This is a genomic window from Paenibacillus thiaminolyticus, from assembly GCF_007066085.1.
GTDB lineage: Bacteria > Bacillota > Bacilli > Paenibacillales > Paenibacillaceae > Paenibacillus_B > Paenibacillus_B thiaminolyticus.
On sequence record NZ_CP041405.1, the window covers coordinates 6,205,445 to 6,232,274 of the forward strand.

The 26,830-nt window shown below is 54.8% G+C and carries 23 protein-coding genes; 20 read left to right on the plus strand and 3 right to left on the minus strand.

Annotated features, from left to right (window positions below; all coding sequences use genetic code 11):
* Positions 1-224: 224 nt before the first annotated feature.
* Both FLT43_RS27270 and FLT43_RS27275 read left to right on the plus strand, forming a co-directional pair.
* Positions 225-527 carry a DUF5412 family protein gene (locus tag FLT43_RS27270; RefSeq protein WP_244194102.1) on the plus strand — a complete coding sequence of 101 codons (303 nt, stop codon included), beginning with the start codon at positions 225-227 and terminating at the stop codon, positions 525-527.
* 163 nt (positions 528-690) lie between these two features.
* Positions 691-1,068 carry a DUF5412 domain-containing protein gene (locus FLT43_RS27275; protein ID WP_087441468.1) on the plus strand — a complete coding sequence of 126 codons (378 nt, stop codon included), beginning with the start codon at positions 691-693 and terminating at the stop codon, positions 1,066-1,068.
* A 51-nt stretch (positions 1,069-1,119) separates the two neighbouring features.
* Here FLT43_RS27275 and FLT43_RS27280 read toward each other — a convergent pair whose 3' ends face one another.
* A complete protein-coding gene (locus FLT43_RS27280; protein ID WP_326051888.1) occupies positions 1,120-2,424 on the minus strand; it encodes an alpha-L-fucosidase in 1,305 nt (434 codons plus the stop codon).
* Between the two features lie 95 nt (positions 2,425-2,519).
* On the opposite strand from FLT43_RS27280, the gene FLT43_RS27285 reads away from it, so the two are divergent.
* From FLT43_RS27285 to FLT43_RS29525, 3 genes are all read left to right on the plus strand, one after another.
* Positions 2,520-3,356, plus strand: a complete 837-nt coding sequence (locus FLT43_RS27285; RefSeq protein ID WP_087441466.1) for a helix-turn-helix domain-containing protein — start codon at positions 2,520-2,522, stop codon at positions 3,354-3,356.
* A gap of 3 nt (positions 3,357-3,359) precedes the next feature.
* A complete protein-coding gene (gene thpR / locus FLT43_RS27290) occupies positions 3,360-3,950 on the plus strand; it encodes an RNA 2',3'-cyclic phosphodiesterase (protein WP_087441465.1) in 591 nt (196 codons plus the stop codon).
* Between the two features lie 289 nt (positions 3,951-4,239).
* Complete coding sequence (locus FLT43_RS29525) at positions 4,240-6,081, plus strand: SGNH/GDSL hydrolase family protein (RefSeq protein WP_087441464.1); 1,842 nt, start codon at positions 4,240-4,242, stop codon at positions 6,079-6,081.
* 188 nt (positions 6,082-6,269) lie between these two features.
* Here the strand turns inward: FLT43_RS29525 and FLT43_RS27300 are convergent, their stop codons facing one another.
* Entirely contained in the window at positions 6,270-6,545 is a 276-nt protein-coding gene (locus FLT43_RS27300; protein ID WP_127510993.1) for a hypothetical protein, read from the minus strand.
* 195 nt (positions 6,546-6,740) lie between these two features.
* On the opposite strand from FLT43_RS27300, the gene rplS reads away from it, so the two are divergent.
* The 8 genes from rplS to FLT43_RS27340 all read left to right on the plus strand — a co-directional run bounded on the left by rplS (position 6,741) and on the right by FLT43_RS27340 (position 14,559).
* Entirely contained in the window at positions 6,741-7,082 is a 342-nt protein-coding gene (gene rplS, locus FLT43_RS27305) for a 50S ribosomal protein L19 (protein WP_087441463.1), read from the plus strand.
* A 137-nt stretch (positions 7,083-7,219) separates the two neighbouring features.
* Positions 7,220-7,843 carry a signal peptidase I gene (gene lepB, locus FLT43_RS27310; RefSeq protein WP_087441462.1) on the plus strand — a complete coding sequence of 208 codons (624 nt, stop codon included), beginning with the start codon at positions 7,220-7,222 and terminating at the stop codon, positions 7,841-7,843.
* Positions 7,844-7,879: 36 nt separating this feature from the next.
* Positions 7,880-8,770, plus strand: a complete 891-nt coding sequence (gene ylqF, locus FLT43_RS27315; protein WP_087441461.1) for a ribosome biogenesis GTPase YlqF — start codon at positions 7,880-7,882, stop codon at positions 8,768-8,770.
* A 765-nt stretch (positions 8,771-9,535) separates the two neighbouring features.
* Complete coding sequence (locus tag FLT43_RS27320) at positions 9,536-10,219, plus strand: ribonuclease HII (protein ID WP_115057777.1); 684 nt, start codon at positions 9,536-9,538, stop codon at positions 10,217-10,219.
* A gap of 96 nt (positions 10,220-10,315) precedes the next feature.
* The gene (locus tag FLT43_RS27325) at positions 10,316-12,253 is read left to right on the plus strand and encodes a DNA ligase (protein ID WP_087441459.1); all 1,938 of its coding nucleotides are present in this window, start codon (positions 10,316-10,318) and stop codon (positions 12,251-12,253) included.
* Positions 12,250-12,570: an EscU/YscU/HrcU family type III secretion system export apparatus switch protein gene (locus FLT43_RS27330; RefSeq protein ID WP_087441458.1), complete on the plus strand. Its 321-nt coding sequence runs from the start codon at positions 12,250-12,252 to the stop codon at positions 12,568-12,570. Before FLT43_RS27325 ends, FLT43_RS27330 begins: the two co-directional genes overlap by 4 nt.
* Entirely contained in the window at positions 12,563-13,015 is a 453-nt protein-coding gene (locus FLT43_RS27335) for a YraN family protein (protein WP_087441457.1), read from the plus strand. Before FLT43_RS27330 ends, FLT43_RS27335 begins: the two co-directional genes overlap by 8 nt.
* Positions 13,016-13,795: 780 nt before the next feature.
* Positions 13,796-14,559, plus strand: a protein-coding gene (locus FLT43_RS27340; RefSeq protein WP_115057778.1) for an IS5 family transposase whose coding sequence is annotated in 2 segments (ribosomal slippage) — positions 13,796-14,126 and positions 14,126-14,559 — 765 coding nt in all. Because the reading frame shifts where the segments join, the coding sequence is not laid out codon by codon here.
* A gap of 390 nt (positions 14,560-14,949) precedes the next feature.
* Here the strand turns inward: FLT43_RS27340 and FLT43_RS27345 are convergent.
* A complete protein-coding gene (locus tag FLT43_RS27345; RefSeq protein ID WP_087441456.1) occupies positions 14,950-16,488 on the minus strand; it encodes a YifB family Mg chelatase-like AAA ATPase in 1,539 nt (512 codons plus the stop codon).
* Positions 16,489-16,925: 437 nt separating this feature from the next.
* Between FLT43_RS27345 and sucC the strand changes: the two genes are divergently transcribed.
* From sucC to hslU, 7 genes are all read left to right on the plus strand, one after another.
* Positions 16,926-18,086 (plus strand): ADP-forming succinate--CoA ligase subunit beta, encoded by a 1,161-nt coding sequence (sucC, locus tag FLT43_RS27350; protein WP_087441455.1) that lies wholly within the window; start codon positions 16,926-16,928, stop codon positions 18,084-18,086.
* 27 nt (positions 18,087-18,113) lie between these two features.
* On the plus strand, positions 18,114-19,058 hold the full coding sequence (gene sucD, locus FLT43_RS27355) for a succinate--CoA ligase subunit alpha (protein ID WP_087441454.1): 945 nt from the start codon (positions 18,114-18,116) through the stop codon (positions 19,056-19,058).
* Between the two features lie 873 nt (positions 19,059-19,931).
* Positions 19,932-21,050 (plus strand): DNA-processing protein DprA, encoded by a 1,119-nt coding sequence (dprA, locus tag FLT43_RS27360; RefSeq protein ID WP_087441452.1) that lies wholly within the window; start codon positions 19,932-19,934, stop codon positions 21,048-21,050.
* Between the two features lie 28 nt (positions 21,051-21,078).
* The gene (topA, locus tag FLT43_RS27365; RefSeq protein ID WP_087441451.1) at positions 21,079-23,169 is read left to right on the plus strand and encodes a type I DNA topoisomerase; all 2,091 of its coding nucleotides are present in this window, start codon (positions 21,079-21,081) and stop codon (positions 23,167-23,169) included.
* Positions 23,170-23,211: 42 nt separating this feature from the next.
* Positions 23,212-24,567 carry an FADH(2)-oxidizing methylenetetrahydrofolate--tRNA-(uracil(54)-C(5))-methyltransferase TrmFO gene (gene trmFO / locus FLT43_RS27370; protein WP_255321555.1) on the plus strand — a complete coding sequence of 452 codons (1,356 nt, stop codon included), beginning with the start codon at positions 23,212-23,214 and terminating at the stop codon, positions 24,565-24,567.
* A gap of 111 nt (positions 24,568-24,678) precedes the next feature.
* On the plus strand, positions 24,679-25,221 hold the full coding sequence (hslV, locus tag FLT43_RS27375; RefSeq protein WP_006286690.1) for an ATP-dependent protease subunit HslV: 543 nt from the start codon (positions 24,679-24,681) through the stop codon (positions 25,219-25,221).
* Between the two features lie 41 nt (positions 25,222-25,262).
* Entirely contained in the window at positions 25,263-26,660 is a 1,398-nt protein-coding gene (hslU, locus tag FLT43_RS27380) for an ATP-dependent protease ATPase subunit HslU (protein ID WP_087441449.1), read from the plus strand.
* The last annotated feature ends 170 nt before the right edge of the window (positions 26,661-26,830 follow it).

Here is a 26,830-nt window from a genome sequence, read left to right on the forward strand (position 1 = left end):
TCCAAGAAACAGTAACGTTCCTTGTACTTTCTATATCGGCAAACTGTCTCTATTTTTGAACAATTGTTACGGGGGAAATGAAAAAAATTGCGTTGAGAGAGTTGCGGCTGGAGTAGATCCGCGTGTATTTGGATGGAAGGAGGCTGTGCAAGCGCTTAAGAACGGTTTTGGTCTGTACGATAAGCGGTTATTCAATTAATCTATTTCGTAAAAGAGGGCCATAAATGATGAGAAGAAGAAGATGGGGCTTGTGGATCACTTTACTTATCGTGAGTCTTATTGTTATCTACGTATATTTGAAAGGCTTTACTCTATTATTGCTTCCAAAAGGGGAGTTAATTGCCGCTTCGGATTCCCCCGGTAACACGTATACACTGAACGTTTACCTGGTAAATGCAGGTGGCGCTACCGGAGGCTTTGCTATTCGGGGGGAGTTGCTAAACAATAAGAAGGGAACTCATAAAAACATTTACTGGCAATATCGAGAGGAAAAAGCAAAGGTTGAATGGATTGATGAAGCAATCTAATCATTAATGGAAAGAAGTTAAATGTAGAGCAGGACATCTATGATTACAGATATGACGAGAAGCAATAGCTACCGAGATTTGACGGACTGAAGTTCGAAGGATGAAAAACAGATTTTCTTTCTTCGAAGTTTGCGAATACATTGGCCAATGAGGACCATAAATCATGAAGAAAAGAAGATGGGGTCTTTGGATCTCTTTATTTGTCGTATGTTTCATAGCTATTTATATATACCTCAGCAGTTTTACTCTACTGATATTACCACAAGGCGACTTCATTGTGACTTCCACCTCGCCTGACAATACGTATACGCTGAACGCCTATCTCATCGATACGGGAGGGGCTCTCGGAGCATTTGCCATTCGCGGTGAACTGTTGAACAACCTAAAAGGAACCCGTAAAAATATATATTGGGATTACCGCGTAGAAAAGGCAAATATGCGATGGCTCGATGACACTCATCTTGTCATCAACGGGAAGACATTGAATGTTGAGAAAGAAACCTACGATTTCAGAAAATACAGAAAACAACCTCCCAAGTAGTTACATAGCGCAAAAGACAGACCGCTGGAGAACGTCTCCAGCGGTCTTCTTTTACTCGGCATCCTCCAGCGTTAGCTCGATAACGGTATTGAAGTCGTCCGGCAACTGGGCCGTTGGAATATTGACGAACAGATAATCCGGGTAGTCGACCGCATTCCACGGCGTCTGAATGTTGACCTCGGCTCCGTCGGCGAGCAAGCGCGCTTCCTTCACGCGTCCATTCAAGCCTTGCAGCGCGATCGGCCCGATTCCCCGGTCCAAAATATGAGCGTACAGCTTATTGCCTTTTTGCGTGTACCGTCCCCATTCCGGCTTGCTCAACGCAGCTGCTCCACAGCCGTAAATGCTGTCGCCGTTCGCGCGCATCCAGGCTCCGACTTCGCCCAGCACGTCAAGCGATAGCTGCGGTATCTCGCCCTTCGCATTCGGCCCGACATTCAACAGCATGTTCCCGTTCTTGCTCACGCATTCGACGAGGCCGCGGACCACCTGCTTCGGTGTCTTGTAGTCGCGGTCATGCGCGTGGTAGCCCCAATGATGATTCAGCGTAATGCACGCCTCCCACGGAAGCGGCTTCCCGTCTTCGTTGACGATCCCATGCGGCGGAAGCAGCTGCTCCGGCGAAGCGAAGTCGCCCGCATAGATTTCCGGCTCGCGGGCCTTGATGTTGCCGCCCAACCGATTGTCAATCAACACATTCGGCTGCAACTCGCGAATCATCTTCACCAGCTCGGTCGCCTTCCATTTTTCCCCGGTCATATCCTCGTAAGAGAAATCGAACCAGAGCACGTCGATCGTCCCATAGTTGGTTAGCAGCTCCTTCACCTGGCCGTGCATATAGTCAAGATAGCGGTTGAAGTCCTGCGGGCGGTCCTTGAATTCCGCGTTGTCCCGCATCGGATGCTGGCGATCGCCATAGGCCGGATAGTCCGGATGATGCCAGTCGATAATCGAGTAATAGAAGCCGACCTTGAGTCCTTCGGCCCGGAAAGCGTCTGCATATTCGCGAATCAGATCGCGGCCCGCCGGCGTATTCGTCGCTTTATAGTCAGTCAAGGCGCTGTCGAACAGACAGAAGCCGTCATGGTGCTTGGTCGTCATGACCGCATATTTCATGCCTGCGGCTTTGGCGGCCTTGGCCCATGCCTTCGGATCATAATTCACCGGATTGAAGCTGTTGAAATATTTCTCATAATCCTCGACCGGGATGCGCTCGAAGCTGCGAACCCATTCGCCCCGGGCGGGAATCGCATATAATCCCCAATGGATAAACATGCCGAAGCGATCGTGATTGAACCATTGTATACGCTGCTCGCGTGCGGTTAACGTCATCGTTGTTCTCTCCTTTGCCTTCATTTGTCCCCATTGTACGATGGAGCGGTTATAATGAAGATAGAGAGAATTCATTCGTTTTTGGACAAAATTAAGATTATGGAATGGAGCATGCGAGCATGGGGAAGCCGGAGCTGCTGCAGCGCTATCTGGCCAATGTGCGGCTGAGCGTGACCGACGCATACTACGCGAAATGCAATCCCGGCTGGCGCGAAACCGACTTCGTGCCGGAGTTCAACCGGATGTATCTGATACGAGACGGAGAAGGGCGAATCGAGATCGATGGAACCGCATATTATCCCGGGCCTGGCCACATGGTCATTATGCCCGCCCGCGTTATCCAGTCCTATGGAACGATAAGCGCCGATACATACGAGAAATATTGGTGCCACTTCACGGCCCTGATCGGCGAGCGCCATTTGTTCCAGTCGATGCGGATTCCGTATTGCCTTACGCTGCCGGATGACGTGTTCCGTGAGGCGGAGAGACATTTCCACCGGCTCATTCGGTGTCATGCGCGCGGAGATTGGACGGCGGATCTGAACAAGCAGGCGATGCTGATCGAGCTGCTCAGCCTGTATTTCCGGACGGCAGGGCTGGAACGCATCGATCTGCCTTCGTCCCAGGCGCTGGACAAGTTGAATGTGGCCCTGCAGATGATGCACGAGCATCTGTCGGAGCGGCTGAATGTGCAGCAGCTGGCGGAGCGGGTCCATTTTCACCCGAATTACTTCATTACCTTATTCCGGGAGCATATGGGAGAGTCGCCGGTTCAATATATGAATCGGATGAAAATCGAGCGGGCGAAGCACTTGCTGCTGACGACGGCGTTGACGGTGACCGAAGTGGCCGAAGCGGTTGGCCTGGATGTATATTATTTCTCTCGTTTGTTCAAAAATAGTACCGGATTCAATCCAACGTCGTTCAAAGCGGCGCATAAGACGGAGGCGAAGTGAGAGATGATGGCGGATACAGAGAGCAAGATGCGGCTGTTTATCGGCGTGCCGCTGGGCGAGTCTGCCAGCGCCGCCCTCGACAACTGGGCGAAGCAAGCGCGGCGCCAGTGGACATTTTCCCGCTGGGTTCATCCGGCGGACTACCATATCACGCTGCAATTCCTCGGTGATACCCCGGAGTCGAAGCTGGCCCCGCTGCTGGAAGACCTGAACCGGACGGCGGCGCACAGCGGGCCGTTCCGGCTGGCCTTGAGCGAATGGGGCACGTTCGGGCTTCCTGCCTCGCCGCGGGTACTGTGGGCGGCCGTCGCCGGAGATATCGATAGGCTTCATGAACTGCATCATCAGGTTCTGAAGACGACGGCTCCGCTAGGCTTCCTGCCGGAAGCGAGGCCATACCGGCCCCATATTACGTTGGCCCGCAAGTATATGGGAACGGCGGCATGGGACCCGGGCATGCTGGAGGCGGAGACGAGCGTCGCGGCAGCGGAATGGACGGCGGACCGGTTCTGCCTGTTCCGAACACATATGCAGGCTACGCCGATGTACGAGCGGTTGGGCGAGTTCCGGCTATCCGGTACTTCCGGTTCATAAAAAAGGGCTTGTTTTCACCCGCAGGACGTCCGGGGAAAACGGGCCCTTTTTCACATATATTTACGGGTTTACCACCTTTATAATAAAAAAGACCTGTCCTATCGGCATTTTCGTCATGAACAGGCCTTTTCTTGTCTTCGTTTGCGAGGACAGTACAGACAGGAGGGATGAGACACATTTTGAACAAGCGCATATACGCCGTTAACTGTCGGGAAATGCTGTTATCGTACCGGTATGACGACGCTGTGCTCTGCCGCCGTTACTGCTAAATGGATAGGAGGAGAGACTCATGAACAGATTCGCATCTCGTGCAGGTCTGCTGCTGCTTATCGTATCGGCCGCCCTGTTGGCCGGCTTCAAGCAAGCGGACGAACCGCAGCAGGCGACATGGGTATGGCAGGCCGAGCGTATCGTGTCGGAACCGGATCAATTATTGTCTTTTGCCAAAACTAATCAGATTGATGTGATGTTTTTGCATATCCACCCGGATGTTCCGGACTCGGCATATCGCCAATTCATTCGGCAGGCCGCCAAGGAAGGCATTGAAGTGCATGCGCTGGCGGGCGATCCGACATGGGCGCTGCCGGAGTACCGCGGGCGGATGCTGGATTTTCTGCAGAAAATTCAACGTTACAACGCACAGGCTGCGGAAGATGAGCGGTTCCGGGGAATCCACCTGGACATTGAGCCGTATGTGCTCCCGCAATGGCAAGAGGACGCGAATGAGATCATTCATGCGTGGATGGACAACCTTGACGTCTTCCTCGAGGCGGGACGGAAGGAAGGCAGCCTCGAATTCGGCGTGGACATCCCGGTATGGTTCGACGGATACGCCGGAACCGACCCGTCAGATGCTTCCTTGGCGGAAGCGGTCATGAAGCGGTTTGATTACACGACGCTGATGGCGTACCGTCACGAGCTGGAAGGAGATAATGGCATCCTGGCCCTCATTCGCGAGGAGATGGCTATCGGGGATCGGCTCGGCACGAAGGTATTGGTCGGGATCAACGCCAAGCCGATGCCGGGAGAAGAGCATACGAGCTTCGCCTATCAGGGGGCGGCGGCCATGAACGACGCTTTGAAGCAGATTGGCGCATCCTTGGCCGGGCATCCTTCCTATGGAGGAACGGCCGTGCACGATTACCGCTATTGGAATGACCTGCTGGCGCAGCAGCCGAATGTGCCCGATCCGACAGAGCCGGAACCGAAGCCGGATCCTGGCCCGGAGCCTGACCCGGAGCCCGATCCGGAACCGAACCCTGACCCGGGACAGCCTGAACCCGCTCCGGATCCCGACTGGATCCCGGACGCCTCGCCGATTGAACGCGTCAAGCCGATTGTAGGCACCTATATTTGGCGGGCTGAGATGGCGATTCACCAGCCGGATGAGATCATCGCCTTTGCCCGGGACAAAGGGATCAACCTCCTGTACGTCCGGCTGGACCTGGAGCAGCCGTACGAAGTCTACCGTTCGCTTGTGAAGAAGGCGCATGAGGCGGGTATCGAGATGCATGCCATGGGCGGCCATCCCGGCTGGGCGCTGGAGGATAATGCGCCGCGCATTCGCAGGCTGATCGACTACGTGAAGAAGTATAACCGCGCCGCGGAAGCGGATGAACGGTTCCACGGCATCCATCTGGATGTGGAGCCGTACGTGCTCCCGGATTGGCCGAGCCGCAAGGACGAGGTGCTGCGCCAGTGGACGGCCAACATGAAGATGTTCGTAGAGGAGACGAAGCGGAACTCGAGCCTCGAGACGAGCATCGATTTGGCCGTGTGGCTCGATCGGACGCTCCTGCCTGAAGAGCCGGAGCTGTCGGTCAGCGAATGGATGATCCAGACGATGGATCATGTGTCGCTGATGGCGTTCCGCAACACGGCAGACGGCTCGAACGGCATTGCGGCCGTTGTCCGCGATGAGATGCGCATGGCCGATCGGCACGGGAAGCCGCTCATCGTCACCGTCGAGATGAAGCAGAGCCCGGAGGGCGGCCATATTTCATTTTTCGACAAAGGCAGCGCCGAGATGGAGAAGCAGCTCTCCCATCTTCCTGGACTGTTGGGCGAGTTTACCGCCTATATCGGCAACGCGGTGCATGCCTATGATTATTGGAAGGAAGCCAAGCCTTGATGCGGCTTCTCTAGGCCGCTTGTGTCCGTTAATCTGGTCAAGCTCCAAGCAAGACCACTTTCCCTTCAGGGTATGGTATCCTTGATGGAGAAAGTGGTCTTTTGTATGTGCGGCCCGAAGCCGTATTCAGGCTCGCGTGAAAGCGATGCTGGCTTGAAGTGGATGAGCATACAGAGCTGCAGCATGTGCTATTGTTCGGGGACAATGGTTCCGGCGATAAAGTGGGTTTCCTGACGACGTACAACTGGGCGCTTGTCGAAATATGGCATGATATAACCTGTCGCTTCATTACCGCGAGGAACAAAGCTTTGAGGCGTTCGTGCGACGTTTGTTCGACCTGAACCAATAAGCTTGCCTGCGACAGCACGCAAAAAATCGCTTGCTTTCAAGCGCAGTGCATCACAATGGCAATGGTGCGCTGTTTTATTTAAGGGAAAACGGATCATACTGAATAATGACGTCATATGCTGGATAATACTCTTTTTCACGGGCAGACTGAACATAAGAGGAATACATAAATTATTTTCTTGTAATCGGTTAGCCGGTATGCTAGAATTATTTCTGTTGTTTGGAATACGGTGGTCCTCTATATTCGATGAGGTTGAGCGCATGGCGCTCCCGAGATGTATGAACACCTGTGTGGAAGGAGGGAGTCCAAGATGAATATCGTTCAAGCGATTACGCAAGACCAACTTCGCAAGGATATTCCTAGCTTTCGTCCCGGCGATACTTTGAAAGTATATGTAAAAGTTATCGAGGGATCTCGCGAGCGTATCCAGTTGTTCGAAGGTGTGGTCATTAAGCGTCGTGGCGGCGGAATCAGCGAAACATTCACCGTTCGTAAGATTTCTTACGGCGTAGGTGTTGAGCGTACGTTCCCGCTTCATACGCCTAAAATCGATAGAATCGAAGTGGCTCGCCGTGGTAAAGTGCGTCGTGCGAAGCTTTATTATCTTCGCAAACTTCGCGGTAAAGCAGCGAGAATCAAAGAAATCCGTTAAGGAACCGGGGGCTTGCTCAGCTGCAAGCCCCTTTTGCTATTTTATTCCACGTAAGTGGCCGAAGCTTGCATGTTCGCCTGCCGATAGCGTATGATATGACTGCATAGCAGCAATTCGAGGAAAGCGGGGCACTGCCGATGGATCAACACGACCAAATGATGCAACCGAATGCGGCGGAAGAGCCGCCAACCAAAAAGACGCAAGCGAAAAACGAGCTTCTTGAGTGGGTGAAAGCGATTGCGATCGCCGTTGTGCTCGTCGTCATCGTGCGATGGCTGTTATTTGCTCCGTTTATCGTAGACGGCCCTTCCATGGAACCGAATTTTTGGACGGGCGAGCGACTTATTGTGAATAAAGTCTTGTATGATTTCCGCGAGCCGAAGCGCGGGGAAGTGGTCGTCTTCCACGTACCGGAGGAGAATCGCGATTTGATTAAGCGGGTTATCGGCGTGGCCGGGGATACGATTGAATACCGCGGCGATGATCTGTACGTCAATGGCAATAAGGTCGAGGAACCTTACATACAAGAAGCGCTGGACGAAGCCCATAAAAATGGCGAGGTGTACAATGACCGCGATTTCCCGAATGATCTGATTCAAAAGAACACGGTGCCGGAAGGGCATATTTTCGTGATGGGAGATCACCGGAACAATAGCACGGACAGCCGCATGCTTGGATTTATTTCGTTGAAGGACGTCATCGGAAGAGCGGATGTCATTTTCTGGCCGCTCTCGCATGCGAAATTTGTACAACACCACTAGGCAGGCAGAGACTGAATCATCAGGAGGTGGATGCCGATGACTATCCAATGGTTCCCCGGGCATATGACACGCGCCCGGCGGCAGATCCAGGAGAAGCTCAAGCTTATTGATGTCGCCATCGAACTATTGGACGCGCGGTTGCCCATGTCCAGCCGCAATCCGATGATTGGCGACATTTTGCAACATAAGCCGCGGCTCATTTTATTGAACAAGGCGGATCTAGCTGATCCGGAGATGAATGCGCGTTGGCTCCAGGCGTTCCGCGGTGAAGGCCATGCCGCGCTCGCTATCGACGCCTCGACAGGCACGAACGTCGCGCAGATACCCGGTGAAGCCCGGAAGCTGCTGGAGGAGAAGATTCAGCGCCAGCTCGCCAAGGGGATGAAGCCGCGCCCGGTGCGAGCGCTTATCGTCGGTATACCGAATGTAGGCAAATCGACGCTCATCAACAAGCTGGCTGGCCGCAGCGTAGCCGCGACCGGCGATCGGCCTGGCGTCACCAAGGGACAGCAGTGGATCAAGGTCGGCTCCGAGATGGAGCTCCTCGATACGCCTGGCATTTTGTGGCCCAAGTTCGAGGACCAGGAAGTCGGCTATCGGCTCGCGGCGACCGGAGCGATCAAGGATGAAATATTGAATGTGGAAGATATCGCGTTCTATGCGATCAAGCAACTGGCTGACCAGTACGGGGATCGCCTCAATGAACGCTACGGCCTCGATATTCCGCCGCAAGGCGGTCTGGAGCAGGATGAGATTGTTGGGATAATGGAAGCGATTGGCCGCAAGCGCGGATGCCTGATGGCCGGCGGGCGCGTCAATCTGGAGAAAGCCTCAAGCCTCATCCTGCGCGATCTGCGCGGGGGCAAGCTGGGCCGGATAACGCTTGAGGAGCCGTACTCCTTCCTCGTCAATGGGAACGGGAACTGAACGGAAAGCGCCGCATGCGCCGATTTATCGGACGCACGGCGTTTTTTTGATCCGCGATACGATGTCGTGTCGCCCGCTTCCTTTTCCCGTGTGGCCAATTGCGAAGAAGGTGGAGTGTAGTCGTAGGCAGCTCTTCTCCCATCGAATCAGGGAACAAGTGCGTGTAGAGCTTCTTATGCACAATCTCCCATCGAATCAGGGAACAAGTGCGTGTAGAGCTTCTTATGTACAATCTCCCACCGAGTCAGGGAACATGTGCGTGTATGTACGATTTCCTGTCGGGTCAGAGAACAAGTGCGTGTGGAGCTTCTTATGCACAATCTCCCATCGGGTCAGGAAACGCATGTGGCCCTTATTAGCATTCTCCGCTTAGGTTAGAAATAGGAAAGCTAGCAGCGCTTTTTATACAATTCCAGTCGGAGTTTCGGCTAATAGTTTTGAATATATGAAAGAAGCGCCGCTTTAGAAAATCTGACGGAAAGGGAGAATGGGCGAAAGGATGGGAGAGGGCAAGAAGTAACCTGACTCGTTGGGAGATTGGTCAAAAGAACAGCTGGGGGATGTGGCCGATCACCAGCGCTCGAAGGGGAGTCACCTGCATGGAAAGGGAGACGAGCAAGTTCGAATTCGGGAGAGGTATTATTCCATTAACAGAACATATGTCGTTATTTGGCGTATAGATAGATGTCAGATACAAATCGTAACGGGTTAGTCCGCTCAACGGTGCGGATGGTAGGCAAGTTGAGGAAAAACCAGGCGAGTGAAATGCAGGAAGAGGGGAAGATAATGGGTCAGCGCAAGACAGTGGGTGCAGAAGCTGAAGTGATCGATCTGACCGCATGGGAGAAGCGGTTATGGGAGGAAGGGCTTCAGTATGTGGCCGGCATTGATGAGGTCGGACGAGGATGCCTGTTCGGCGATGTGGTCGCGGCGGCCGTCATACTGCCCGCGGGTATCGCGATTGAAGGGATAAATGATTCGAAGAAGCTATCGGCGAAAAAACGGGAGGCGCTCTACGAAGAAATAACGGAATGCGCGATCGCTTGGTCTGTTGCGCAAGTCGACGCGTCTACCATTGATCGCATTAATATTAAGCAGGCTTCGCGCCTAGCCATGAAGCAGGCCGTTGAGGGGCTCGGCATCCGTCCCGATATGCTGCTGATCGACGCGGAGCGCATCGATTCCCCGCTGCCGCAGGAAGCGATTGTGAAAGGGGATGCGAACAGTCAATCTATTGCAGCCGCCTCGATTGTCGCCAAGGTAACGCGCGATCGGCTGTGTGCGGGTTTGTGGGATGAGCTCTACCCCGATTATGGCATTGCCGTACATAAAGGATATGCAACGAAGCAGCATCGCGAGCAGTTGGAACGGCTTGGTCCGTCGCCGATGCACCGCAAGTCGTTCCTGAAGTCGCTCTTCCCGGAGGAAGAGCAGTTGAGCCTGTTCTAAGCATGTACGGGCCCAATGGTCTCTGGCCCGGCTCATATTCCGGCCTCCTTCTGCCGATATAGAAGTATATTGTTCTTGAGGAACGGGGGTTGGCCAGTGAATATTTCGCAGATGGTGCGCGGCTTGGTTGGGGAGGCGAGACCCGGCGAGCAGCGGACATTGGAATTGAAAAGCGGCCAGGTGGTGCGCGGTACCGTCGCTAGTGTGGCCGAGAACGGACGCGAGGCGGTCATTCAGATTAATGGGGTGCCTGTGCGCGCTGTGCTGGATGCGCCAATGCGCCCGGGGCAGACGGCGTGGCTCCAAGTGCAAGGCCAGCAGGCGGACGGTATGATTATGCTGAAGGCGGCCGACGGTCCAGCATTTACTCAACTGCCCTCGATAGAGGAAGCGTTGAAGCAATCCGGCCTTCCGGACGAGGGCTGGGCGCGAAGACTGCTTCATGAACTGCAGAAGGGCGGTGTGCCGCTAACGAAGGATCTTGCATCGCGGCTAGCGCAGGCATTGGCGGCCAAGCCGCAGGGAGTTCCAGCCGAGCAGTGGATGCAGGCGGCGGGCCTTGCATTGCGCCGCCAGCTGCCGTTGAGCGGCGAGACGCTGCGTGGCCTGCAGCAGGCGATGTTCGGCAAGCCGCTCAATGATTTGCTTGCCGGCTTTCAGCGTGCGGGCGAGGCTGCGCTTGCCAGGAGCGCAGGAGGACCGGCGGGAGGGGCAGCTCCTTGGGCGGTGCCGCTTCGGGAAGCGCAGGCGCTGGTGCGCGACATATTGGCGTCGCTGCCGCGTATGGATTCCGTTTCCGGCGGTGCGCCAAGCAGCCAAGCGCCAGCTCCAGCTGTCGCGGGAGGGAACCTTACGGCGACGGCTGCTGCTTCGACTGCGGGGCAACCCGCCACAGGCGGCTCGCCGGCTGGGAACGCCGCCGCGAATGCGGGCAGCGGCCCCGCTGCCGGGACGGCTGCCACAGGTGCTCCGCTAGCGGCGCCCGCAGCGGCTGGGCCTACGGCCCCAACGGCCGCTACGGCGGGCGAAGGCGGAGCTGCTGCCGGTGCGGCCGGCCAGACATCCGCCGCGGGTGGGGGCGCCTGGATTGGGCGCCTTCTGCAGCTGCTCGGCGTGCCGCATGAGCAGCAGCTGCACCGCGCGGCCGTCCTGGAGATGACGGCCGCAGGCAGCGGAGCGCCGCAAGGTGACGGCGTCCCGGGTGGCGGCGCGTCGGCGGAGAGCACCGCCGTCCGGCCGCAGCCCGGCCAAGCCGCGCCGCCAGCGGCTGGCGTGGCGGCGCAGGCCCCGGCGATGCCGGGAACGCCTGGACCGCCGGAGGCGGCAGCGCGCCCTCAAGCGCCGCAAGTGCCCGCGCCGGGCGGCACGCAGGAGCAGGCTCCGGCCGCCGAGACCGCCGGAGCTGCAGTACGTGCCGCGGCCGCCACAGCGCCGGAAGCGGCTCAGGCGCCGCCGCAGCAGAGCGCGGCGCAGACGACTGCCGCGCCGGCGGAGTCCCTGAAGAGCGCGCTGCTTCAGCTCCTCCAAAGCGAGGCGCTGCCGCCGGCTGTTCGCGAGGCGGCCCAGCAGCTGGTCCATCAGATTACGGGCCAGCAATTGCTGCTGACAAGCGACCGGCAAGCGCCGTTCACGCATGTCACCTTGTTCGTGCCGCTCGTGACGCCGGACGGTCAGCAGACGGCCGCTGTCCACATTCAATCGCGGCAGAGCCGCCGAGGAGAGCTGGAGTCGGACAACTGCCGCCTCTGGTTCGATCTGAACATGAAGGCGCTGGGCCGGACGCTCGTCGACGTTCAGGTCGTGGAGCGAGCCGTGGCGCTTCATATTCATCAGGCGGATGAGGGCATCGGCGAATGGATGGGCGAGTTCCGCGGCGAGGTGGAGGAAGCGATGAACCGGATCGGTTATCAGTTATCGGCCTTCCGCATTTTGCCGATGCCGGACACGAAGGTGGACGAGCCGAAGAACCGGCCCGAGATTGATATGGACGATTATGCGCTTCAGCCGTATAAAGGGGTAGATATCAAAGTATGAAAGACCCGGAAGCAGCATCCCGGACAACCGGGCGTTATGAACGGAAGACGGCGGTCGCGCTGTCCTACAAGCCGGAGCAGCATGAGGCGCCGGTTATCGTCGCCAAAGGGCAGGGACAGCTGGCCGAACAGATATTGGAGAAGGCGAAGGAAAGCGGCGTGCCGATCCAGGAGGACGCTTCCTTGGTGGAGGTGCTCTCCAAGCTGGACATCGACCAGCAGATTCCGGCCGAACTGTATCATCTGGTCGCCGAAGTGCTGACCTTCATCTACCGGACCGATCAACGGGCGGAGAAAGGGTGGAATCGTCATGAATGAGTTCCGCCGCGGCGCGGAGAGCTTCAAGCAGGATAAGCGGACCGAGAAAAATAAGCAGATCGTGAAAAAACGGAGCGGGGGCCTCAACCGGAAGGAGAAGGGGGCTGCCGCGGAACGGATGGCAGCCGAGCGGCTTCAAGCGCTCGGCTATCGCATTATACACAGGAATTGGCGCTGCCGCACGGGCGAGATTGACATCATCGCACGGGACGGCAACTGCTGGGTTTTTGTTGAGGTTCGCAGTCGATACGGCCTTGCCGGAGCGGAGGGGGCGGCCGAAGCGATAGATTGGCGGAAGCAGCACAAGGTAAGAGCCGTGGCCGAAGTGTACGTGAACCGTTATCGGCTCCATGAAGCGGAGATCCGCTTCGACGCTGTTGCGGTTGCCCTGGATGGCCACCCCTCCAATCCCCCGGATATTACCGTGTTTCGGAATGCATTTTGAGGCGTTTAGCGGAGCTGCTGCGTCATCATTAATCTCTGAATTAGTCAAACACTGATTGCGATAAAAGGGTTGTAATGGAATATTTCAATGCATATCCAATTGGTAAAATACCGATATGACATCATGTTAATCGACATCTCCTTGCTTATTTCCTCAATTAAGCTTTTTACTACGGTGTAATTCCCTATTAAAATTTCTCATAAAATTAAAGTACTAACTAAAAGTGCTGTGTTGCTAGCTATCTGATCATAAATGTCTAGAAAAGCTCCATAAGAATTTGCGGTAATGAGCCAAAAAATTCCGTTGTTTGAATAGAGGTAACCGGAAATGAAAAAACGTAAATTTGTTTAGAGCACTGTTATTCGGTATATTTTAATACACATTGAGATTTTTATTTGATGGTGTTTTTGATGTAAAAGATATAATAGCTCCTTTTTATTCTTTTCTGTATAAATGAGTACTACTACAAAAAAAAGAAAACTGAAAATAAATAAAGTGACATATAATGTGCATATTTAATATGACTTATATGGAAAAATACATTGGGAGGGGATATCGACACGTGCATATGAGATCTATTCTAGGAAGGGCGGTAATGCCTATGTTCCGATCATTTGCACTATGTAATACTACTACCTGATCTTCAGGCTTTTACTGGGCCCAATAAAGATGAGTTGAAAAGAAGGAACAAAAGCGGATGTTGAAATACTCAAAAGTGGAAACCAACTAGAGCGTGTCTTCAAACTATAAGCTCACATTAAAACATGGTAAACTTAACCTATGAGAAGACGATACGAAATACGCGATGATCAATGGGACCAAATTAAAGATTTACTTCCACCAGAGCGAAAACGTCAAGGTGGACGTATTGCCAAGGACAACCGAATGATGTTGAATGCCATGCTTGGGGTCGCTAGAAGCGGAGCGCCATGGCGAGACCTCCCTAAACATTACGGCTCATGGAAAACGGTGTACACTCGTTTCCGTCGCTGGCAGATGGCGGGAATATGGGATGAAATTCTAAAGCATGTTTCCGTAGCCCCTGATTTTGAAAATATCATGATCGATGCTACCATCGTCCGCGTCCACCAACATGGAGCGGGCGCAAAAGGGGACAGCAATTCCAGGCCATCCGGCGCTCCAGAGGCGGAATAACGACCAAAATTCCTGCAATCGTAGATGCGCTAGGAAATCCGTTACGCTTTGAGTTGACCGCTGGCAACTGCCACGACTGTGTTAAAGGCTATGAAATGCTTCAAGATATGGATCTGACCGGCAAGACGGTGATTGCCGATCGAGGTTATGACATGAATCGCATTTTGGAACTGATCGAGAAGCAGCACGCCACCGCTGTCATTCCGAGTCGGAAACATCGAAAAATTCAACGAACGTGCGATTGGTGGCTTTACAAAGAGCGCCACCTGGTTGAATGTTTATTCAACAAACTTAAACACTATCGCAGACTGGCCACTCGTTACGATAAGCTAACCTGCACATTTGCAGCCTTTTTATCGTTGGCTTCTATTTTGTTATGGTTAAATTAGGTTTGAAGACACGCTCTAGATAAAGAGAGACTAAAAAGGAATTTCAAAATAATACAACGTTGATGCTCAGGAGAAATCAGACAAAACCTTGATAAGTGATGCATTTTCGCTGTTAGCCACACCTACAGCATCTGCGCTGGATTGTAATGCCAGTAGCGAAACATGTTCATAGGTTTCAATACCATACTGTGCAGCTGCTGGTCTTGCAGGATTTTGGCCTGGTGTGGCGTGTAGTGTCGTTATGTAATTGATATGCAGTAAATATGACTAAGAACTTGTGTTCAAAGAGTTTGTCGCCGCTCGCTTCCCTTTGAGGGGATGAGAGCGGCGTTTTTTATTTTCCGCGCTCCTCGCGGAATGCGGCATAGAGAGGGAGGGTTGCGTTAGAAGTTACGCCTCCTTGCGCCGATCGAGCGAGCGGTATTGAATCGCTTCCGCGACATGGGCGGCACCGATTGAATCCCGTTCCTCCAGGTCGGCAATCGTCCGCGCGAGCTTCAAGAGCCGATCGTGGGCCCGCAGGCTTAATCCCAATTGATCATAAGCCTGCTGCAGCAGTTGCTCCGCTTCCGGCGATATCGCGCAGTGCCGGCGCAGCAGGGAGCCGGACAGCTCGCTGTTGAAGCGCAGCTTCAGGCCGGCGTAACGCTGCGCTTGGCGCTGGTGAGCTTGAAGTACCAAGGAACGCATCTCAGCGGAAGACAAAGAGGGCCCTTTCCATTCCATGACCGATGAGCGAGGCACCTCGACCTGCATATCGATCCGGTCGAGCAGCGGCCCGGACAATTTGGCGCGATACTGGGCCAGCCGCATCGGGGTGCAGCGGCAATCGCCCTCGGAAGACGAGCTATACCCGCAGGGACACGGGTTCATGGAGGCGGCTAGCATGAAATGGGCGGGGAAACGGTAGACCGCCCGCGCCCGTCCGATCGTGACATGCCGCTCCTCCAGAGGCTGCCGCAGCACCTCCAAGGCCTGCCGTGGGAATTCGGGGAGCTCGTCGAGGAAGAGCACGCCATGATGAGCCAGACTGACCTCACCTGGCTTCGGAATCGAGCCACCGCCGATCAGGCCGGCGGAAGAGATGGAGTGATGCGGCGCCCGGAAGGGGCGCTCCCGCATCAGCCCGCCGCCCGCCCGGTCCCATTTGCCGGATACGCTGTACAGCTTCGACACCTCCAAGGCTTCGTCGTCACTGAGCGGAGGCAGAATTGTCGGGAGGCGGCGGATGAGCATCGTCTTCCCGGTGCCCGGCGGTCCCGTCAGCACTATATTGTGCATGCCGGCTGCAGCCACGACGAGGGCACGCTTTGCATGAAGCTGTCCAAATACATCAGCGTAGTCTTCCGCCCGATTCGATAGTACGTCCTCCCCTTGTCCCTGACGCGGCGTTCCCGAATCAGCCCCGGCAGACCAAGGGGCGAGGTCCTCCAGCCGGAGCAGCTCATGCAGATGGCGCAGCGGATAAATGTCCAGCCCCTCGACGAGAGCGGCTTCCTCCGCATTGTCGGAAGGGACGAGCATCCGCTTGAAACCTTGCTTGCGCGCTTCATCGGCCAGCGACAAAATACCCGGAACCGGCCGGGTCGATCCATCCAGCGCCAACTCCCCGACCAGCAGCATGTCGCGCAGCGGATCGGATGGCAGCTGACCGCTCGTGCACAGAAGCCCTGCCGCGATCGCCATATCGAAGGACGTTCCTTCCTTGCGTACGTCGGCCGGCGCAAGGTTGACCGTGATTCGGGCAAGCGGGAACTTCCAGCCGCTGTAGCGGACGGCCGCGCGGACCCGCTCGACCGATTCGCGGACTGCCGCATCGGGCAGACCGACAAGATTCACGTTCGGCAACCCTGGCGAGATGTCGATTTCGACCTGGATAAGCCGCCCGTCGACACCGGATATCGATGCACTCCACAATTTTCCATACATGTAAAAACACCTCTCCTTCCTTCATCGTGGCCGCATAGGCCGGATGCAGGGGAAAGGTGCTTCCTTATCGTCCCTAAATATATTAATATTATAGGAGTATGACAGCTCCTCCGTCAATGGATATGAGATTCATCTCATTAATAGATGATAATGATATCAAAAAAATGTACTTTCTGCTCGAATTAGAGAGGAAAGCGTTTTAGAAACATGATACAATATTGGAGGACTGTATATATTTTCCGCGGAAGAACGCATTTTCGAAAGGATGGAAGCGGTTCCGCGTTCACGGCTGCGCCAGGAGACGGAGTACAGCAGATTCTATCAGCTGATACGGTCTATCATGTCTATCATGTCTATCATGCTACATACTACCGGCTCCAATGGCTACGCGTTGCTACACGGCCGAAGAGGCTAACGATGGGTTAGGGGGATGCACAATGAATATTCATGAGTACCAAGGCAAGGAAGTATTGAAGCAATACGGCGTTGCGGTTCCGAACGGCAAGGTTGCTTTTACGGCAGATGAAGCCGTTGAAGCGGCGAAGGAGCTCGGAACGTCCGTTGTCGTGGTGAAAGCTCAGATTCATGCAGGCGGTCGAGGCAAGGCAGGCGGCGTCAAGATTGCGAAGAACCTGGACGAGGTACGCGCATACGCGTCGGAACTGCTCGGCAAAGTGTTGGTAACGCATCAGACAGGCCCGGAAGGCAAGGAAATCAAGCGCCTGCTCATCGAGCAAGGCTGTGACATCAAGAAAGAATATTATGTCGGCGTCGTCGTTGACCGCGCAACAGGCCGCGTCGTGATGATGGCTTCGGAGGAAGGCGGCACCGAGATCGAGGAGGTGGCAGAGAAGACTCCGGAGAAAATTTTCAAAGAAGTCATCGACCCGGCTGTCGGCCTGCAAGTGTTCCAGGCGCGCCGCCTCGCATATGCGATCAATATTCCGGCAGAATTGGTCAACAAATCTGTCAAATTCATGCTGGCGCTCTATCAGGCATTCGTTGACAAGGATTGCTCCATCGCGGAGATTAATCCGTTGGTCGTCACCGGCGATGGACAAGTGATGGCGCTTGACGCGAAGCTGAATTTCGACTCTAACGCGCTGTTCCGCCACAAGGACATTCAAGAGCTGCGCGATCTCGACGAAGAGGACGAGAAGGAAATTCAAGCATCCAAGTTCGACTTGAGCTACATCGCGCTGGACGGCAATATCGGCTGCATGGTGAACGGCGCAGGGCTTGCGATGGCGACGATGGATATTATCAAATATTACGGCGGCGAACCGGCCAACTTCCTTGATGTAGGCGGCGGAGCCACGACAGAAAAGGTAACGGAGGCATTCAAGATCATTTTGTCGGATGACCAAGTACAAGGTATCTTCGTCAACATCTTCGGCGGCATTATGCGCTGCGACGTCATTGCGAACGGCGTCGTGGAAGCTGCGAAACAAATCGGACTGGATCGTCCGCTCGTCGTCCGTCTGGAAGGGACGAACGTCGATCTCGGCAAGCGCATCCTGAACGAGTCGGGATTGAACATTGTCGCGGCGGACTCGATGGCGGATGGAGCGCAGAAAATTGTCGCTTTGGTTCAATAATTTTGTCGACGAGGAGATGAATGAGCGATGAGCATCTTAATTAATAAAGATACGAAGGTTATTACGCAAGGGATTACGGGCTCGACGGGAATGTTCCATACGAAGGGAGCCCTGGAATACGGAACCAATATGGTGGGCGGCGTAACGCCGGGCAAAGGCGGAACGAAGATCGATATCGAGCTCGACAACGGGCAAACCGTCTCGCTCCCGATCTTCAATTCGGTCATCGAAGCGAAGCGTGAGACCGGTGCGACGGTCAGCGTCATTTACGTGCCGCCGGCGTTCGCGGCAGACTCGATTATGGAAGCCGTCGATGCGGATCTCGATCTGGTTATCTGCATCACGGAAGGCATTCCGGTACTCGACATGGTCAAGGTAAAACGCTATATGGAAGGCAAGCGGACACGCCTTGTCGGTCCGAACTGTCCGGGCGTCATTACGCCTGGCGAATGCAAGATCGGCATCATGCCGGGCTACATCCATACTCCGGGGCATGTCGGGGTCGTATCCCGGAGCGGAACGTTGACCTACGAAGCGGTTCATCAATTGACGACACGCGGCATCGGCCAGTCGACAGCTGTCGGTATCGGTGGAGACCCGGTCAAAGGATCGGAATTCATCGATGTGCTTCATATGTTTAACGAAGATCCGGACACGTATGCGGTCATTATGATTGGCGAGATCGGCGGTACTGCCGAGGAAGAAGCAGCCGAGTGGATCCAGGCCAATATGAAGAAGCCAGTCGTCGGCTTCATCGGAGGAGCTACTGCGCCTCCGGGCAAGCGGATGGGCCATGCTGGCGCGATTATTTCTGGAGGCAAGGGGACGGCTGCCGAGAAGACAGCCAAGCTGGAGGCCTGCGGCATCAAGGTTGCGCCGACGCCAGCGGAAATGGGCAGCACACTCGTATCCGTGCTGGAAGAACGCGGCCTGCTTGAGCAATGCACGACACAGCCGCAGACACAAGCTTAACCAATGCCTTAACCACAGTTACATTTATCAATATATATATTGAAGCGATAGGTAAGCAACCTTTCTGCCAACTCGAACGATTTCGAGCGGAGGAAGGTTGCTTTGCTTTTTTATATTCTCGGAAGACTTCACCCGGCTTGTGTTGTCAGGAGATACACCGAGGTACCCAAAAATCCTGTAAAACTGCAGTTTTTTGTTGGAGGTGTCAAAGCCGTCATCGCATTCCTGCAAAAGTGCAGGAATTTTAGCAATATTACTCAAATATGTGAGATAAATATAGGAAAAGATGCGCTTTTGCAGGAATTTGGCTAAATATACCCTCGAATGGTGTAAATTGCTGTAGATATGCAGGACTTTCTTCAATTTGACGAACTGTGCGACTGCGCCACCTGAAGCCAAAGTGATGATTGCCACCTGAAGAGATTTCGCGAACAGCCCTACCTGGACCGACCCGGGCGGACTCTGCGCATAGCACCACCGTGATGGACCGAGTGGATCAGGTGCACTCGCCGCCTGAATCGACCGAGTGAACTGCGCGTACAGCACCACCGTGACGGACCAAGTGGGCTAGTTGAACTCGCCGCATGAATCGATCGAGTGGACTGCGCGAACTGCACCGTTCGAATCGACCGGGCGGACTACACGAACCGCGCAGCGGAACGAACTAGTTCATCCGGATATGCGAGTCCCAGGATGCGAATCCCGGACACATGAGCCGTAGTCAACAATGGCTGTGCATGAATTGTCTAATAATCTCTTTTTACCCAGTTATTGAAAAGAAAGCATAGTTCATGCTTGCATTCTGATCTTATCTCAAGCAAAATAAGGGAAGCGGACAGCGCGCTTCCCGGATAGTGAAGGAGAGTTGCTGAAATGGGCAATTGGACGGAACGGGAGCTCGTGTTTGCGTTAAATGAAATCATTGGTATCGGCTGGCATACGATTCGCGCGTTAGGGGAACGCGTCGGATTTACCGGGTTGGCAGATTGGCTGAACCGTCCGGCATCGGATTGGGCAGAATTAGGGATAAAGCCCTCGATGGCGAGGAAGCTTGCGGCAGGCTTCCGGGCAGACAGGCTGGAAGAAAGGCTGGAGCTGGCAAAGACCGCTAAGATTGAGTGGATTACCCGCTGGGATGAATACTATCCTCCGCTGCTGCAGGAGATTCCTCAGCCGCCTTGGATATTGTACGGGAAAGGGGATTGGACCGTTCTGTCCTCCGATGCGATCGCCATTGTAGGAACGCGCAATCCTACCGTCTATGGCAAGAAGGTCGCCCTTCAATTGGCCGAGCAGTTGGGATGCGCCGGGTTCCTTATCGTCAGCGGATTGGCCAGAGGCATCGATGCTTGCAGTCATGAAGGCGCTCTCATCCAGGGGCGGACCGCTGCAGTGATGGGTACGGCCTTCGATCGCATCTATCCGTATGAGAATGCGAACTTGGCGAGGCGAATCGCCGAATCCGGCATTGTCCTCACGGAATACCCGCTTGGCACCCCGTCTCATCCCGGCTTGTTCCCCCGGCGCAACCGCATTATTGCCGGCCTGACGCTCGGCACGGTCGTCGTGGAGGCTGCCATGGGCAGCGGGGCGCTTATCACCGCTGATTTTGCGACGGAATCGTTCAGGGAAGTTTTTGTCGTGCCGGGGCCCGTTACTTCGCCCAAATCGGCAGGCCCGCTCTTTCTCATGAGGAATGGGGCCAGACCGATTGCGCATGCCGAAGATATAATGGAAGAATTGAAGGCGCGGTTGACAACAGTCACTTTGCCGTACAATAATGGAACGGTCGGCTTCACCGAGAGCGAACCGCTCACCGAGGAGGAGCGCCGGATATGCGAACTGATTCGCCTGGAAGGCAGTACATTTGAGGAACTGCTCCTTGCGAGCGGTCTCCCATTTGCGGAGCTGCATCGAATTTTGTTATCCTTACAATTAAAACAGAGAGTTCGGGAGGCCCAGGGAGCCGTATACCATTCGATATGGATATAAAGAGGAGATTGGAGAGGAGGGTGCGCCTATGGCGGATTCATTAGTCATTGTCGAGTCGCCTGCGAAGGCGAAGACAATCGGGAAATATTTAGGCAGTAAATATATCGTCAAAGCGTCTATGGGACATGTGCGTGATTTGCCCAAAAGCCAGATGGGCGTTGAAATAGAGCAAGATTTCGCCCCGAAGTACATCACGATTCGCGGCAAGGGCAGCGTGCTCAAAGAATTGAAAGATGCAAGAAAGAAAGTGAAAAAAGTGTATCTCGCGGCTGACCCCGATCGCGAAGGTGAAGCGATCGCTTGGCATCTGGCGCATGCGCTTGAACTGGATGAGACGGAAGCCTGCCGCGTCGTGTTCAATGAGATTACGAAGCAGGCCGTGAAGGATGCGTTCAAATCACCGCGTCAAATCAATATGGACCTTGTTCATGCCCAGCAAGCGCGACGCATTCTCGACCGGCTGGTCGGGTACAAGATCAGCCCTCTTTTATGGAAGAAGGTGAAGAAAGGACTGTCAGCAGGACGGGTGCAGTCGGTGTCCGTGAAGCTGATTATTGACCGTGAGAATGAAATCGACGCCTTCATCCCGGAAGAGTACTGGACGATAACCGCTAAGCTGGAAGCGGGCAAGTCCAAGTTCGAAGCCAAGTTCTACGGCATGAATGGCGTGAAGATGGAGCTGGCGAACGAGGCCCAAGTGAATGAAGTGCTGGCAGCGCTGCAGAAGCAGGCCTTTGTCGTCTCCGAGGTGAAGGAGAAGGAGCGGCTTCGCCATCCGTCCGCTCCCTTTACGACGAGCTCGCTGCAGCAGGAAGCGGCCCGGAAGCTGAATTTCCGCGCGGCTAAGACGATGTCCGTTGCGCAGCAGCTGTATGAAGGGGTGGACCTGGGCAAGGAAGGCACGGTCGGTCTCATCACCTATATGCGTACAGACTCGACGCGGATATCGCCGACGGCTCAAGAGGAAGCTAAGGAATATATCGGCTCTCAGTTCGGAGCGGAATATGTGCCGGAGACGCCGCGGCAATATGCCAAGAAGGCTGCCAATGCGCAGGATGCGCACGAGGCGGTTCGCCCTACGTCGGTGCTGCGCAGTCCGGATCAGATGAAGCCGTTCCTCAGCCGCGATCAGCATCGCCTCTACAAGCTAGTATGGGAACGGTTCGTGGCGAGCCAGATGACATCCGCCGTCATGGATACGATGACGGTCGATCTGCAGGCGGGAGACGTTACGTTCCGCGCCAACGGTTCTAAGGTGCGCTTTCCCGGATTCATGAAGGTCTATGTGGAAGGGAACGACGACGGTACGGTCGAGGATGACAAATTGCTTCCTCCGCTCAAGACGGGCGATAAGCTCAAGCAGGAAGCGATCGAACCGAAGCAGCATTTCACTCAGCCGCCGCCGCGGTATACCGAGGCGAGACTGGTGAAGACGCTGGAGGAGCTGGGCATCGGAAGACCGAGCACCTATGCGCCGACGCTGGAGACGATCCAGAAGCGAGGGTATGTAGCGATCGAGGAGAAGAAATTCGTTCCGACCGAGCTGGGCGAACTGGTCATCCAGCTGATGGAGGAGTTTTTCCCCGAGATTCTGGATGCTGAATTCACCGCCCATATGGAGGAAGATCTCGACCATGTGGAAGATGGGCAGCAGGACTGGGTGAAGGTGCTCAGCGATTTCTATGAATCGTTCGAGAAGCGGCTTCAGGTTGCCGAGGAAGAAATGAAGGAAGTTGAAATCGAGGACGAAGTGTCCGATGAAATATGCGAGAAGTGCGGACGTCATTTTGTGTACAAGATGGGCCGCTTCGGTAAATTTTTGGCCTGCTCCGGATTTCCGGACTGCCGCAACACGCGTCCGATTGTGAAGGATACGGGCGTAGCCTGTCCGAAGTGCAAGGAAGGCAAGCTGGTAGAGCGCCGCAGCAAGAAGGGACGCGTATTCTACGGTTGCGATCGTTACCCGGATTGCGATTATGTGATGTGGGATCGGCCATCGGTCAAGCCATGTCCGTCCTGCGGCAGCTTAATGGTCGAGAAGCGGAGCAAGCAAGGAACGAAGCTGCAGTGCACGCAGTGCGATCATCATGAAATGTTGCAGGACAACGAGGATGATTAATCGTGGGCAAGCATACGATGAAATAAAGGGATACTGCAGCAGGTGCAGGCAACCGAGGGGGATGTAAGACAGATGGATAAGCCGAGAGTAACCGTTATTGGCGCGGGCTTGGCCGGCAGCGAGGCGGCATGGCAGGCTGCGCAGCAGGGCGTGGCGGTGACGCTCTATGAGATGCGGCCGGTGAAGCAGACGCCGGCCCATCATACAGGCCAGTTCGCGGAGCTGGTATGCAGCAATTCCTTGCGCGCGAACGGACTAAGCAACGCGGTCGGCGTATTAAAGGAAGAGATGCGGCTTATGAATTCGCTTATTATGCAAGCGGCGGATAAGCATGCGGTTCCGGCCGGAGGCGCGTTGGCCGTCGATCGGGACGAATTTTCCGGGGAGATTACAAGGCTGCTGGGCGAACATCCTCTCGTCGATGTCCGCAATGAGGAAGTGACGGCCATACCGGAGGACGGGATTACCGTCATCGCTACCGGGCCACTGACATCGCCGGCACTGTCCGACCAGATTAAGGCGCTCATGGATGAGGAGTATTTTTATTTCTACGATGCGGCTGCGCCGATCGTGGAGAAGGATTCCATCGACATGAGCAAGGTGTTCCTGGCTTCCCGCTATGACAAGGGAGAAGCGGCGTATTTGAACTGCCCGATGAACGAGGAAGAGTTCAATGCGTTCTACGAGGCGCTTGTTACGGCCGAGACAGCGGAATTGAAGGAGTTCGAGAAGGAGATTTATTTCGAGGGCTGCATGCCGATTGAGATCATGATGCGCCGCGGGAAGCAGACGGCGCTGTTCGGGCCGATGAAGCCCGTCGGGTTGACGGATCCGCGCACAGGCAAGACGCCGTATGCGGTCATCCAGCTCCGTCAGGACAATGCTGCGGGTACGCTCTATAATATGGTGGGCTTCCAGACCCATCTTAAATGGGGCGAGCAGAAGCGGGTGTTCCAGATGATTCCGGGCTTGGAGAATGCGGAATTCGTCCGCTACGGCGTTATGCACCGCAATACCTTCATCAATTCGCCGAAGCTCCTGGAAGCGACCTATCAATTCAAGGGCCGTCCGTCGCTTTTCTTTGCAGGGCAGATGACCGGGGTGGAGGGTTATGTCGAATCGGCTGCTTCGGGACTGCTGGCTGGCTTGAATGCGGCCCGTTATGCCAGAGGGAACGAACCGGTCCTGCTTCCGGAGGATACGGCGCTCGGAAGCATGGCGCGGTATATTACGACAGCCGATTTCAAGCATTTCCAGCCGATGAACGCCAATTTCGGCCTCTTCCCGCCGCTCGGGCAGCGGATCCGCAACAAAAAAGAGAAGAACGAAGCGCTGGCCCACCGCGCTCTCCATTCTTTGAAGGCGTACCGGGACGAAGCGGGTCTGTTCAACACATAACAGCTTGTGCAGCGGAAAGGAAGCGGCTCGCCACGGAATGGTGCCGTTTCCTTTTCATTTATTGATTCTTTGGTCCTAGCCGATGAATAATAGACAGGAGGTTGAGCTTCAGTGGAATATCAATTTCATGCCACGACCATCTGCGCCGTAAGACATAACGGGCAGGCCGCGATTGCGGGAGACGGTCAAGTAACCTTTGGGAACAACATGATTATGAAGCAGCATGCGCGCAAGGTGCGGCGTCTGTACCGCGGCCAGGTGCTGGCGGGATTCGCCGGATCGGTTGCCGATGCCATCACGCTGTTCGAGAAGTTCGAGGGCAAGCTGGAGGAGCATCATGGCAACCTGCAGCGAGCGGCTGTCGAATTGGCGAAGGATTGGCGTCAAGATAAGGTGCTTCGCAAGCTGGAAGCGCTGATGATTGTGATGGACGCGCAGCATGTGCTGCTCATTTCGGGCGGTGGAGAAATCATCGAGCCGGATGACGAAGTGATTGCCATCGGCTCCGGAGGATCGTTCGCGCTGGCGGCGGCCCGTGCCCTCAAGCGGCATTCGACGCATCTATCGGCGCGTGAGATGGCTGAAGCCGCCCTGCATATTGCGGCAGAAATTTGCGTATTTACGAATGATAATCTCGTTGTTGAAGAGCTGTAACGGAATAAGGGAGCTACGATAGATACGGGTGGAGGGATAAGATGAATCAACAAGCATGGACACCACGGCAGATAGTCACGGAACTGGATAAGTATATCGTCGGACAGAAAATGGCCAAACGGTCCGTAGCTGTCGCGCTTCGCAACCGCTACCGGCGCAGCCTGCTGGATGAGTCGATCCAGGATGAGATCGTCCCCAAAAACATTCTAATGATCGGACCGACGGGCGTAGGGAAGACCGAGATTGCCCGCCGTCTGGCGAAGCTCGTCAATGCTCCGTTCGTGAAGGTGGAAGCGACCAAATTTACGGAAGTCGGCTATGTCGGACGCGATGTCGAATCGATGGTCCGCGATCTGGTGGAGACGGCGATCCGCATGGTGAAGCTGGAGCGTACCGAGAAAGTCAAAGATAAAGCGGAAGAGATGGCGAATGAGCGAATCGTAGAAATATTGGCCCCTAGCTCCAAGGAAAGCAAATCGCAGCGCAATCCGTTCGAAATGCTGTTCGGCCAAAACCAGTCCCATGCGCAGCAGGAGGAGAAGGAGCCGGAGCCCGGATTGCAGGAAAAGCGGAGAAAGGTGCGGTTCGACCTGCTATCAGGCAATCTGGAGAATGACACGATCGAGATCGACGTCGAAGACGCGGCGCCGAACATGCTCGATTTCCTGTCCGGTCCGGGTAATGAGCAGATGGGCATGAATATGCAGGAGATGTTCGGCAGCCTCATTCCGAAGCGGATGAAGAAGCGCAAGCTCACGATCAAGGAAGCTAGGAAGGTGTTGACGCAGGAAGAGGCCGCGAAGCTCATCGACATGGATGACGTCATTCAGGAATCGATTCGCCGTGCCGAGCAGTCGGGCATCATCTTTATCGATGAGATTGACAAGATTGCCTCTAGCGGGCGCGGATCGGGGCCTGACGTGTCCCGTGAGGGCGTTCAGCGCGATATTTTGCCGATTGTAGAGGGTTCCACCATCATGACGAAGTACGGGCCTGTGAAGACGGACTACGTGCTTTTCATTGCTGCTGGAGCGTTCCATATCGCGAAGCCGTCCGATCTAATTCCCGAGCTGCAGGGACGTTTCCCGATTCGTGTCGAATTAACCAGCTTGTCGCTGAACGACTTTGTCTCGATCCTGACGGAACCGAAGAATGCAATTACGAAGCAGTATGTCGAATTGTTGAAGACGGAAAACATCCAGATCGAATTCACGGATGAAGCGATACGGGAAATTGCCCGCATTGCGGCCGATGTCAATCAAAATACGGAAAATATCGGAGCCCGGCGCCTGCATACCATCATGGAGAAGCTGCTGGAGGATCTGTCGTTCGAAGCGCCAGAGCTGACGCTCGATCAATTCCGGATTACGCCCGAGTATGTGCGGGAGAAGCTGTCTGATATCGCGCAAAACCGCGACCTTAGCCAATATATCCTATAAAAATCATGCGAAATTTCCCCTTTTTGGGACTACAGCCAACGAGGGGATCCTTTCGACAAAGTATTTGAAAAAAGCCCTGACTTTTAGTCCAAAGATAGGGCTTTTTTCTTATTGTGTTATAACCCAAAGTTTAAGATGATAAGTATGGCGTTAATTATCTTCTTCTGTCA